This window comes from Tabrizicola sp., from assembly GCF_034366665.1.
In the GTDB taxonomy this organism is placed as follows: domain Bacteria; phylum Pseudomonadota; class Alphaproteobacteria; order Rhodobacterales; family Rhodobacteraceae; genus Tabrizicola.
The window spans coordinates 41738-53217 of sequence record NZ_JAXMMF010000154.1; the positions used below are offsets into that span (position 1 = coordinate 41738).

Sequence of the window (11480 nt, forward strand, 5' to 3'; positions counted from 1 at the left end):
CGATGCCCCGTATTGCCCTGAACGGCCTTGGCCGGATCGGAAAGCTTGTCCTGCGAGACCTGATCGACACGGGGGCCGGGGGCGAGATCGTGCTGCTCAACGATCCCGTCGGCGACGCCGACCAGCACGCTCTGCTGATGGAGTTCGACTCGGTCCACGGTCGCTGGCGGACCCCGGTGTCGGCTGCGCCAGACGCGCTGGTCCTGAACGGCCAGCCGGTTCGCCTGACCCATCACAAGACCATCGAGGCTCTGCCCCTGGCCGAGCTGGCGGTGGATCTGGTGATCGACTGCACTGGCGTCTTCAAGACCGCCGCCAAGGTCGCGCCCTATTATGCGGCGGGCGTGAAGAAGGTTGTCGTCAGCGCGCCGGTCAAGGATGGCGGGGCGCTGAACCTGGTCTACGGGGTGAACCATCACCTCTACGACGGCAGCCAGGCGCTGGTGACGGCGGCCTCCTGCACGACGAACTGCCTTGCCCCGGTGGTCAAGGTGATCCACGAAGCGCTTGGCATCCGCCACGGCTCGATCACCACGATCCATGACGTGACCAACACCCAGACCATCGTCGACCGCCCGGCCAAGGACATGCGCCGCGCGCGGTCCGCACTTCTGAACCTGATCCCCACGACGACGGGAAGCGCCACGGCGATCACGCTGATCTACCCCGAACTCGAAGGCCGGCTGAACGGCCATGCGGTGCGGGTGCCCTTGCTGAACGCCTCGCTGACCGATTGCGTCTTCGAGGTCGAGCGGCCCACCACCGCCCAAGAGGTGAACGCGCTGTTCGCCGCCGCAGCGGACGGCCCGCTGAAGGGCATCCTGGGGTACGAGACGCGAGCCCTGGTGTCCTCGGATTTCACCAATGACCCGCGCTCTGCCATCGTCGATGCGCAGTCCACGATGGTGGTCAACGGGACGCAGGTGAAGATCTACGCCTGGTATGACAACGAATGGGGCTATGCCTGCCGGTTGGCCGATATCGCCCGTATGGTGGCCGGATCGCTGTGAGTGCCGCAAACCCCCTGCGCGCCTATGCGGCTGTCACGGCGGCCTACTGGGCCTTCATGCTGTCGGACGGCGCCTTGCGGATGCTGGTGCTACTGCACTTCAACGCATTGGGCTTCACGCCGATCCAGCTGGCCTGGCTGTTCCTGCTGTATGAACTGGCGGGTATCATCACCAACCTGGGCGCGGGCTGGCTTGCTGCCCGCTTTGGCCTGGCCGCGACGCTGTACGGCGGGCTTGCGCTGCAAATCGGCGCGCTGATCGCCCTGGCGCAGCTGGACCCGGGGTGGAGCATTGCAGCCTCGGTCGCCTTCGTGATGGCGGTCCAGGGGGTGTCGGGCGTCGCCAAGGACCTGGCGAAGATGTCGTCGAAGTCGGCGGTCAAGCTTCTGGCCCCGTCCGAGGCTGGGGGCCTATTCCGCTGGGTCGCCGTGCTGACGGGGTCCAAGAACGCGGTCAAGGGGCTGGGGTTCTTCTTGGGGGCCGCCCTGCTGGCCCTTCTTGGTTTCACGACGGCGGTCTGGGCAATGGCGGGCGTGCTGGCGGTGATCCTGATTGCCGTGGTGCTGTTCCTGCCCTCGGGCCTGCCAGGGCGAATGAAGGCGGACGAGGCCTGGGGTGGCTGGCGGTCCAAGGACGCACGGGTCAACCGTCTGTCGCTCGCGCGCCTGTTCCTGTTCGGCGCACGGGATGTCTGGTTCGTGGTCGGCATCCCCGTCTACTTCCAATCGGTCTTGTCCGACGGCACTTCCGAAGGACGGCGCGAGGCCTTCTTCCTGATTGGCGGGTTCCTGGCGCTGTGGATCATCGCCTATGGCGCCGTGCAGGCAGCTGCCCCCCGTATCCTGGGCGCGAAGAACCAACCCGAGGCGGAAACGGTGCGGAAGGCGGTCCGCTGGGCCGGCCTTCTGGTGCCGATCCCCTTCCTGCTGGCCGGGGCCGCCTGGGCCGCCGAGGGGCCCGCGCCCTGGCTGACAGCCATGCTGATCGGCGGGCTTCTGGTCTTCGGTTTTGTCTTTGCGATCAACTCCTCGGTCCATTCCTACCTGATCCTTGCCTTCGGATCAGCCGAAAGGATCACGCGGGACGTGGGCTTTTACTACATGGCCAATGCCGCCGGTCGCCTGATCGGGACCCTGCTCTCCGGCCTCAGCTATCAGGTTGGCGGGCTGCCGCTGTGCCTGGCCACGGCGGGGGTGATGGCGGCGGGCAGCTGGTTTGCCGCGCGCCGCCTGCTGCCTAGGTGACAAAGTCGAAGGTCTTGCTCAGGGGCAGTTCGCGCGCGCGGGTGCCGGTCAGGTCATAAAGCGCGTTCGCCAGCGCCGGAGCGGCAGGGGGGGTCCCCGGCTCGCCCACGCCGCCGATATGCCCGAATGTGCCGTTGTTCTGCAGAATCCTGACCTCGAAGTGCGGCGTGGTATGCATCCGCAGCGCGTCATAGTCCGGGAAGTTCTGCTGCACGACCGCCTGGTCGGCAAAGCCGATCTCTTCCTGCACCGCGGCCGACAGGCCATAGACCATCGCGCCGGTCATCTGCGCCTCGACGATCCCTGGGTCCATCGCAAGGCCGGGGTCGCAGGCGATCCAGGCGCGGGTCAGCTTGATCCCTGCGGGGGTCTGCTGGACCTCCACCACCTGCGCGACCGGGGTGCCGAAGGAATAGCAGAACGCCACGCCGCGCCCGAAGCCGGGCCGCTTCAGGCTGTCCCAGCCCGACATCTCGCGCACGGTTTCCAGCAAGCTGGCCGAGGGCGCGTGGGTGTCGCGCATCAGCTCCAGCCGGAAGGCCAGCGGATCGGCCTTGGCGGCATGGGCCAGTTCGTCGATGAAGCTTTCCAGGAAGAAGGCGTTCATCGAATTGCCCACCGACCGCCAGAAGCCCAAAGGCACCGTGAGGTCGGCGACATGGCCGTCATAGCGGTAATGCGGCAGGCCGTAGGGCTGGTCGAAGCCGCCCTCGACCGTGGCACGGTCCGGGCCGGGGGGCGCAAAGCCGATCAGCCGCGCCAAAGCGCTGCGGGTGGCCGAAGGTGCCGCCGTCCGGCCCCAAAGCGCGGTGGCCTTGCCATTTTCGACCCGCCCCGAAAACCGCGCGATGGCGGCCGGGCGGTAGAAGTCCTGGCCCAGATCCTCTTCCCGGCTGTAGGTCAGCTTGACCGGAGTGCCCGGCATCGCCGCCGCCACCCGCGCGGCCAGCACGGCGGGCACCGGATCGGTGCGGCCGCCGAACCCTCCGCCCATGACGGGCGTGTGCAGCGTCACCTTGTCCGACCCGATCCGCAGAGCACCGGCGATGGCGTCGCGCGTCATGATCGGGGCCTGATTGCCGCACCAGACCTCGGCCGAGCCGTCGGCCTTGACCCAGGCGGTCGCGTTCAAGGGCTCCATCGCGGCATGGGCCAGGAAGGGGATGCGGTATTCGGCCTCGATCACGTCGCCTTTGGCCAGTTCGGTCTCGACATCGCCCTCGTCGCGCAGGCGCGAGTCCGGTTCGGTGGTGAATGCCGCCTCGATCCGGGTCAGCATGGCGGCGCTGTCGGCGGGATAGTCCGCCTCGCCCCACTGGATATCCACCAGTTGCGCCGCCTGCATGGCGGTCCAGGTGTTGCTGGCGATGACCGCAATGCCGCCACCCAGGCCGACCACCTGCTCCACCCCCGGCAGGGCCAGTGCCGCCGATGGGTCAAAGCTGGTCATTGCCCCCCCGCGCCGGGGGTTCATCCGGACGGTGGCGAACTTCATCCCCGGCAGCACAACGTCGATCCCGAAGGTCTCGGTCCCGGTGGACTTCGCCACCATGTCCAGCCGCGGCATCGACTTGCCCACATAGCGCCAGGTCGAGGGGTCGCGCAGGGGCACGTCGTCGGGCACCAGGTCCACTGCCTCGGCCGCCAGTTCGGCGTAGGTGAAGGTCTGCGCGCCGATCACCTTGCCACCCTCGGTCCGCAGCGTGTCGGGGGCGACCCCCAGCCGCTTCGCCGCCGCAGCCTTCAGCGCCTCGCGCGCGCCGGCACCGGCCAGGCGCATCTGGACGAAGCCGCCAATGGCCCCGGTCGACCCCCCCGTCATCTGCATCGAGAATATCTTTGGCACCGCCGCCAGGATCGCGTTGTGCGACTTCGCTTGCAGCGACAGCCGGTAGTCCGGCTCGTTCGACATCCGCTCGACGAAGCCCGCGTTGTAGTAGGCCTGCGCCGGAGGCCCGTGCAGGACGCGCACCTGGTCCCAGTCCACGTCCAGTTCCTCGGCCACCAGCGCGGCCAGCGTGGTGGAAATCCCCTGCCCCATTTCCGCGCGGGGGGCAATCACGGTGATGCCGTCAGCGTTGATGATGACCCAGGGGTTCAGCGGCATCCCGTCCGGGCCGGGAACCAGAGGGTTCGCGGGGACCTCGGCCACCTTGTAGGCCCCGAAGGCGGCCCCACCCACGAAGGCGGCACCAAGGACAAGGAACGAGCGGCGGGTGATCGTCTTCCAGCTTGCCATGTCAGCCTGCCTTCATCATCTGGGCTGCATCCAGGATCGCGGCCCGGATGCGCGGATAGGTACCACAGCGGCACAGGTTGCCCTGCATCGCGTCGTCGATGTCCTGATCCGTCGGCTCGGGCACCTGCGCCAGAAGCGCTGCCGCCTGCATGATCTGCCCCGACTGGCAGTAGCCGCATTGCGCGACCTGATGCCTGACCCAGGCCTCCTGCAGCGGCGCAAGCGCGCCCGGCTGGCCCAGACCTTCGATGGTCGTTATCTCTCCCACGGCGTCCGAAAGGGGGACCTGACAGGACCGCACCGCCTGACCGTCGATCAGCACCGTGCAGGCCCCGCAGGCCGCCACACCGCAACCGAACTTGGTTCCGGTCAGCCCAAGACCATCGCGCAGCGCCCACAGAAGCGGGACATCGTCCGGCAGATCAACCTGGCGCGGGGTGCCGTTGATGGACAGGGTAAAGCTCATGGGTCACTCCCTTGGTTTCTGACACTTTGGACTCATAATGTCAGCATGTCAACGCCTGTTTGACGTATCGTCCGGGCTTCCCTAGACTGGCGCCATGACAGCCGCCATCACAGCCGAGGTTGAAGCGCCCATTGATCCGAAGGAAGCCGCAATCCTGCGCGCGGCCTTCGAATGTTTTGCGCGCTATGGTCTGCGGCGGACGTCTATGGCCGACATCGCCAAGGGCGCTGGCATGTCGCGCCCGGCGCTTTACCTCCATTACGCGGGCAAGGACGACATCTTCAACGCGCTGGTCCGCATCCATTTCGAACGCTCGGAAAAGTCGGTGGAGCGGGTTCTGGCCCGTCCCGGCCCCGCAGCCGAGATCCTGCTGGCCGCCTTCCACGCCATCGATGGCGATGCGGTGGAGGCCATGCTGAACTCGCCCCACGCCGACGAGATCCTGTCGTCGAACAGCCCCTTCACGCAGCCCGCCGTCGAAGCGGCCTATGCCCGCATCACCAGCCACCTGGCCGACTGGATCCGGCAGGGCGTGGCCGAGGGCCGGATGACTCTGGCCGGCCTGAACGCCACCGCGGACGAGATTGCACGGACGGTGATGGCGACGAAATTCGGGATCAAGGCCTTCGCGACCGACTTCGCCGACTACCGCGCGGCGCAGGCCCGGGTGGCCGCGATCTTCGGCAAGGCGCTTAGCAGTTAGGCGGCACCCTGCGGCGTGCGGCCCCTGAAGCACCTTCCGACATGACCGGCTTTATTTGCATCCACATTCCTGATACGGAACGGATCAGTAGAACCGCGTGCTCACATGACCAACCAGATCCTTGTTGTCGACCCTCTTGAGCGGCCGGACATCCTACGCAGCCTGGCCAGCGAAGTCCGGGTTCGCATCCTTGAACATCTGACCCGCAAGGGTCCGCGCAACGTCAACCAGGTGTCCGAGGAACTGGACCTTCCGCAGTCGACGGTGTCGTCCAACATGCAGATCCTGGTGGACGCGGGGCTGGTGCAGACGCGGTCGGAAAAGGGGCGCAAGGGCAGCCAGAAGATCTGCGCCTCGACCTTCACCGAGATGCTCATCGCCTTCAAGGAACCGACCCCCGCCAAGCATGCGAACGCCATCGAGGTCGCGATGCCCATCGGGCTTTACACCCGCTGCGAGGTCAGCGCGCCTTGCGGGTTGTGTTCGCCCGACGGGATCATCGGCCTGCTCGACGTGCCGGACACCTTCCTTGACCCAGACCGGATGCGCGCCGGGCTTTTGTGGTTCAACCACGGCTTTGTGGAATACCAGTTTCCCAACAACGCCAAGCTGGCCGGAACCTCGGTCCGCGCGCTGGAACTGACGCTGGAGCTGTCCTCGGAAGTGCCGGGCACGTCGAAGGACTGGCCCTCGGACATCACGGTGGCGATCAACGGGTACGAGATCGGCACCTGGACCTCTCCGGGCGACTATGGCGACAAGCGCGGCAAGTACACGCCCGACTGGTGGAAGCTGGCGGGGTCGCAGTATGGCGACCTCAAGCGCTGGGAAGTCACCGATGCGGGCACCTTCCTGGACGGCACCCGGCTGTCGGACTGCAGCCTTGGCGACCTTGAACTGAACGCGCACCGGTCGATCCGGGTCCGGATCGGCGTCAAGGAAGACGCCCGCCACCCCGGAGGCATCAACATCTTCGGGCGCGGCTTTGGCAACCATGACCAGGACATTGCGCTGCGCCTGATCCGCAGCTGACCGCCCCCAACCTTTTTGCTTGACCCAGGGCGGCTCCTGACGAACTATACCCGGAAAGCTGGTATGAACCAGAGAAACGGATTCTCACATCCGGACGGGAGGACATCATGAAAGCACGGGTCACGGCGCACAGCGCATATACGATCGCCGACATCGACAAACGGCTCTACGGCTCATTTCTGGAGCATCTTGGCCGTGCGGTCTACACCGGCATCTATGAGCCCGGCCACCCGACCGCCGACGCCGAAGGAATGCGCCGCGACGTGATCGACCTCGTTCGCGCGCTGGATACCCCGATCTGCCGCTATCCCGGCGGCAACTTCGTGTCGGCCTACAACTGGGAAGACGGGATCGGCCCGAAGGACCAGCGGCCCAAGCGCCTTGACCTTGCCTGGCGCACGACCGAGACCAACCAGGTCGGCATCCACGAATTCGCCGATTGGGCCGAAAAGGCCGGGACCGAGATGATGCTGGCAGTCAACCTTGGCTCGCGGGGCCTGGATGAGGCGCGGGCCTTCGTCGAATACGTCAACCACAAGGGCGGGACCTACTGGTCGGACCTGCGGGCGAAGAACGGCCGCAAGGACCCCTGGAACTGCCGCCTCTGGTGCCTGGGCAACGAGATGGACGGGCCCTGGCAGGTCGGCCACAAGACCGCCGGCGAATACGGTCATCTGGCGAATGAAACCGCCAAGGCCCTGCGCGGCCTTGACCCGACGCTGGAACTTGTCGTCTGCGGCTCGTCCCACTCGCACATGCCGACCTACCCGCAGTGGGAAGCCACCGTGCTGGAGGAAACCTACGACCAGGTCGACCACATCAGCCTGCACATGTACTTCGAAAACTACGAGAAGAACTCCAACGAATTCCTCGCCTTGCCGCAGAAGCTGGACAATTACATCGGCACCGTGGCGGGCATCATCGACTATGTGAAGGCCAAGAAGCGGTCGAAGCGGAAAGTGACGATTTCCTTCGACGAATGGAACGTCTGGTACCACGAACGCAAGGCCGACGCCGAACGGATGCGCACCTGGGATTGGCCCGAAGCCCCGGTCCTGCTGGAGGACCAGTACAACTTCGAAGACGTCCTGCAGGTCGGCTGCATCCTGAACACCTTCATCCGCCGCGCCGACGTGGTGAAGATCGCCTGCATCGCGCAGCTGGTGAACGTCATCGCCCCGATCATGACCGAGCCCGGCGGCGCGGCCTGGCGGCAGACGATCTACTGGCCGTTCCTCTTTGCGTCGAAGCACGGCCGCGGCACGGCGATGCAGCTGGCGGTCGAGGTTCCGACCTACGACGCCGACGCCGCAGCGGGCGTCCCGTGGCTGGACATCGCCGGGGTGCGTGACGACGACGCGGGGACGCTGACCTTCTTCGCCATCAACCGCTCGGGCACCGAACCGATGGAGGTCGATGTGGCGCTGGACGGCTTCACCGCGAAGACGGTCGAGCACACGCTGATCAAGCACACCGACCTTGAGGCGCGGAATTCCAAGTCCAATCCCGACAACGTCGCCCCGCAAAAGGGCAGCGGGGCCAAGCTGGGCGGCAAGGGACTGCACCTGACCCTGCCGCCGCATTCCTACTCGATGATCCGGGTCGGGCGTTAGTATCCAATCATCGGATACGTATCAGGTTTAAGTTGATCGAATCGGGAAAGCGGATACGCTTTTCCCATCAGACGCGGCGAACCACGCCGCCATGAGGGAGGAAATGATGACCATAAGTGGAATGCTGAAGGCCGCCATCGTCGCAACCATCGGCCTTGCCGGGGTCGCACGGGCGGAAGAGACTGTCGTCTGGTGGGACTTCCTGGGCGGCGGCGACGGCGTGCGGATGAAGAAGCTCATCGACGACTTCAATGCCGCGCACGCGGGCCAGGTCAAGATCGACGCGACCACGCTGGAATGGGGCACGCCCTTCTACGCGAAGGTCCAGACCTCTGCCGCCGTGGGAGAGGCGCCGGACGTCATGACCTATCACGCCAGCCGCATCCCGTTGGCCGTGCAGCAGGGCGTGTTGCAGGAAATCACGCCCGAAGACTGGGCGACGATGGGCCTGTCGCAGGCCGACTTCGCCCCTGCAACCTGGGATGCGGTGACCATCGACGGCAAGCAATATGCCGTGCCTTTGGATACCCACCCGATCGTCCTTTATTACAACAAGGACCTTCTGGAAAAAGCCGGGATGCTGGATGAAAACGGCAAGCCGAAGGGTCTGGACAGCCGCGAGGGCTTTACCGCCACCCTTCAAGCCCTGAAGGATTCGGGCGTCAAGTTCCCGCTTGGGTCCGTCACCGCCGACGGCAACTTCATGTTCCGCACGATCTATTCGCTTGTCGGCCAGCAGAACGGCGAGCTGATGACCGACGGCGAGTTCCTGGCCGGCGACAACGGTGAAAAACTGGCAAACGCGCTTGGCGTCCTTGCGGAATGGACCACGGCGGGCCTGCAATCGACCTACACCGACTATCCGGCGACCGTTGCCCTCTTCACCAGCGGTGAAGCGGCGATGATGATCAACGGCGTGTGGGAAGTGCCCACGATGACCGACCTCAACGCGCAAGGGAAGCTTTTCAACTGGGGCGCCGTGGAACTGCCGGTGATCTTTGACAAGCCTGCGACCTATGCCGACAGCCACAGCTTCGCGATCCCCGCCAACCAAGGCAAGGAAATGACGCCCGAAAAGCGCGCCGCAGTGCTGACGGCGATTTCCTGGATCGAGAAGAACTCGCTCTTCTGGGCTACCGCTGGGCACATCCCCGCTTATGGCCCGGTCACGGAATCGGCCGAATACAAGGCGATGGAGCCGAACGCGACCTACTCTTCGCTGACGGCAAACATGATCTTCGACCCGAAATCCCCGATGGCGGGCGTGGCCGGGCCGATCTTCGACGTCATGTCCACCTACTTCGTGCCGACACTGAACGGCGAGATGGACCCGGCGGAAGCCGTGGAGATGATCAAGGAAGAGCTGAACGCTCTGTGATCTGACACAAAAGCGGGCCGCCTGTCACCGGGCGGCCCCAACTTATCCGGGGACGCGAGCATGCTGACCAATCGCCGCAAGGATGCCTGGATCGCCGCCGTTCTGGTGGCCCCCTTCCTTGCGATATATCTTCTGGTCTTCGTCTGGCCGACCATCCAGATGTTCGGCATCTCGTTCACCAACGCCCCCCTGATCGGCAGTGGCGACTGGGTCGGCACCGAGAATTACGAGCGGCTTCCAAAGGACCCGCGCTTTCGCACCGCCGCCTGGAACACCGCCTATTTCGTCATCCTGACCGTCCTGCCCGGCACCTTTGTGGCGCTTCTGATCGGGCTTGGCGTCTCGCGGTTGAAGGGGCGGTTGCAGTCGGCCATTCTGGCGCTGTTCTTCCTGCCCTACATCCTGCCCGTGTCGGTGGTCTATCTGATCTGGGACTGGGTGCTGAACTTCCAGTTCGGCATCCTGATGCACGTCCTGGACCTGTTTGGCATGGACCGCATCCCGATCATGAAGACCCGCGAATGGTTCATGCCCGCAGTCGGCGTCGTGACGATCTGGTGGACGGCAGGCTTCTCGATCCTGCTCTTCCTCGCCGGCCTGCGGTCGATCCCCCCCGAGATCTACGAGGCCGCAGCCCTGGACAATGCCAGCCGCTGGACGACCTTCCGCCGCATCACCTGGCCGCTTCTCTGGCCGGTGACCAGCCTTGTCTTCACCATACAGCTGATCGCGCAGCTGAAGATCTTCGACCAGGTCTACCTGTTTTCCCAGGGCGGACGGCCCAACGACAACATGGTCCTTGTCTATTACGTCTTCCAGCGCGCCTTCCAGCAGGACCAGGGCGGCCGCGCCGCTGCCGTCGCCGTGACGCTCTTCGTCCTCGTGGTCGTCGTCTCGGTCCTGCAGTTCCAACTTCTGCGCCTGGCGGGGGGACGCAAATGACCATCAACGGCCTCCAACGCGCGAATTTCTGGGGCGGGGTGATCACTGTCCTGACTGTCCTGCTGGCCCTTCTTTGGGCCTTCCCGCTGTATTGGGGCGTCATCTCGTCGCTCAAACCCGAGGACGAGGTCGTCCGCCCCTATATCGAGCTTTGGCCCGAAAACCTGACGTTCAGCCACTATTACACCGCGATCTACGACACCCAGATCGTGACCTGGTACATCAACTCCATCGCTGTCGCCGTGGGGGTTACGGTCATCACCATCGTGACTTCGATGCTGTGCGGCTATGCGCTGTCGCAGCTGCAGTTCCCCGGCCGCAAGGCGCTGTGGTGGCTGATCCTGGCCAGCTTCATGGTCCCGACCCAGGCGCTGATCATCAACCATTTCGTGCTGACCTCGCAGCTGGGCCTGATCAACACCTGGGCCGGAATCATGCTGCCGCAGCTGATCCACCCCGTCATCATCATCGTCTACAAGCAGTTCTTCGACCAGGTCCCGAAGGACTTCCGCGAGGCCGCCGTGATGGACAACGCGGGCGAGTTCCGCATCCTTTTCAAGGTCTACCTGCCGATGAACTGGGGGGTGACCACGGCGCTGTCGATCGTCACCTTCATCTGGACCTGGAACGCTTTCCTCTGGCCCTTCCTGTCGGTGACGAAGACCGAGATGATGACGGTCCCCGTCGGGATCACCCAGGTCAACGATGCCTTCGGGGTCTACTACGCCCGCCAGCTTGCCGCCGCCGTGCTGGCCGGTCTGCCGGTGGCGCTGGCCTACCTTCTGTTTCAGCGCAAGGTGACCGAGGCGATCACGCTCTCTGCCGGGATCAAAGGGTAACGGGCCGCGGGGGG

At 65.1% G+C, this 11480-nt stretch carries 10 protein-coding genes; 8 read left to right on the forward strand and 2 right to left on the reverse strand.

Going from position 1 to position 11480, the window contains the following annotated elements:
• The first annotated feature begins 2 nt into the window (after positions 1-2).
• Positions 3-1010, forward strand: coding sequence for an ArsJ-associated glyceraldehyde-3-phosphate dehydrogenase (locus U1E69_RS21870; protein WP_322246611.1), 1008 nt, complete (start codon positions 3-5; stop codon positions 1008-1010).
• Entirely contained in the window at positions 1007-2254 is a 1248-nt protein-coding gene (gene arsJ / locus U1E69_RS21875; protein WP_416200318.1) for an organoarsenical effux MFS transporter ArsJ, read from the forward strand. Before U1E69_RS21870 ends, arsJ begins: the two co-directional genes overlap by 4 nt.
• Here arsJ and U1E69_RS21880 read toward each other — a convergent pair.
• Positions 2247-4493 carry a xanthine dehydrogenase family protein molybdopterin-binding subunit gene (locus U1E69_RS21880; RefSeq protein ID WP_322246612.1) on the reverse strand — a complete coding sequence of 749 codons (2247 nt, stop codon included), beginning with the start codon at positions 4491-4493 and terminating at the stop codon, positions 2247-2249. The two genes, arsJ and U1E69_RS21880, sit on opposite strands and share 8 nt — an antisense overlap.
• Before the next feature lies 1 nt (position 4494).
• Complete coding sequence (locus tag U1E69_RS21885; protein ID WP_322246613.1) at positions 4495-4959, reverse strand: (2Fe-2S)-binding protein; 465 nt, start codon at positions 4957-4959, stop codon at positions 4495-4497.
• A 94-nt stretch (positions 4960-5053) separates the two neighbouring features.
• Between U1E69_RS21885 and U1E69_RS21890 the strand changes: the two genes are divergently transcribed.
• The 6 genes from U1E69_RS21890 to U1E69_RS21915 all read left to right on the forward strand — a co-directional run bounded on the left by U1E69_RS21890 (position 5054) and on the right by U1E69_RS21915 (position 11466).
• Positions 5054-5662: a helix-turn-helix domain-containing protein gene (locus tag U1E69_RS21890; RefSeq protein ID WP_322246614.1), complete on the forward strand. Its 609-nt coding sequence runs from the start codon at positions 5054-5056 to the stop codon at positions 5660-5662.
• A gap of 105 nt (positions 5663-5767) precedes the next feature.
• Positions 5768-6694, forward strand: coding sequence for an ArsR/SmtB family transcription factor (locus U1E69_RS21895; protein WP_322246615.1), 927 nt, complete (start codon positions 5768-5770; stop codon positions 6692-6694).
• A gap of 107 nt (positions 6695-6801) precedes the next feature.
• Positions 6802-8307 (forward strand): alpha-N-arabinofuranosidase, encoded by a 1506-nt coding sequence (locus U1E69_RS21900; RefSeq protein WP_322246616.1) that lies wholly within the window; start codon positions 6802-6804, stop codon positions 8305-8307.
• Positions 8308-8413: 106 nt separating this feature from the next.
• Complete coding sequence (locus U1E69_RS21905) at positions 8414-9685, forward strand: extracellular solute-binding protein (RefSeq protein ID WP_322246617.1); 1272 nt, start codon at positions 8414-8416, stop codon at positions 9683-9685.
• Positions 9686-9745: 60 nt separating this feature from the next.
• Complete coding sequence (locus U1E69_RS21910; protein WP_322246618.1) at positions 9746-10627, forward strand: sugar ABC transporter permease; 882 nt, start codon at positions 9746-9748, stop codon at positions 10625-10627.
• Positions 10624-11466, forward strand: a complete 843-nt coding sequence (locus U1E69_RS21915) for a carbohydrate ABC transporter permease (protein WP_322246619.1) — start codon at positions 10624-10626, stop codon at positions 11464-11466. Before U1E69_RS21910 ends, U1E69_RS21915 begins: the two co-directional genes overlap by 4 nt.
• The last annotated feature ends 14 nt before the right edge of the window (positions 11467-11480 follow it).

What these genes read in the sequence shown, in the direction of transcription:
- U1E69_RS21870 (WP_322246611.1), top strand. Translation starts at nt 3, where the DNA reads ATGCCCCGTATTGCCCTGAACGGCCTTGGCCGGATCGGAAAGCTTGTC.
- U1E69_RS21880 (WP_322246612.1), bottom strand. Translation starts at nt 4,493, where the DNA reads ATGGCAAGCTGGAAGACGATCACCCGCCGCTCGTTCCTTGTCCTTGGT.
- U1E69_RS21885 (WP_322246613.1), bottom strand. Translation starts at nt 4,959, where the DNA reads ATGAGCTTTACCCTGTCCATCAACGGCACCCCGCGCCAGGTTGATCTG.
- U1E69_RS21890 (WP_322246614.1), top strand. Translation starts at nt 5,054, where the DNA reads ATGACAGCCGCCATCACAGCCGAGGTTGAAGCGCCCATTGATCCGAAG.
- U1E69_RS21895 (WP_322246615.1), top strand. Translation starts at nt 5,768, where the DNA reads ATGACCAACCAGATCCTTGTTGTCGACCCTCTTGAGCGGCCGGACATC.
- U1E69_RS21900 (WP_322246616.1), top strand. Translation starts at nt 6,802, where the DNA reads ATGAAAGCACGGGTCACGGCGCACAGCGCATATACGATCGCCGACATC.
- U1E69_RS21905 (WP_322246617.1), top strand. Translation starts at nt 8,414, where the DNA reads ATGACCATAAGTGGAATGCTGAAGGCCGCCATCGTCGCAACCATCGGC.
- U1E69_RS21910 (WP_322246618.1), top strand. Translation starts at nt 9,746, where the DNA reads ATGCTGACCAATCGCCGCAAGGATGCCTGGATCGCCGCCGTTCTGGTG.
- U1E69_RS21915 (WP_322246619.1), top strand. Translation starts at nt 10,624, where the DNA reads ATGACCATCAACGGCCTCCAACGCGCGAATTTCTGGGGCGGGGTGATC.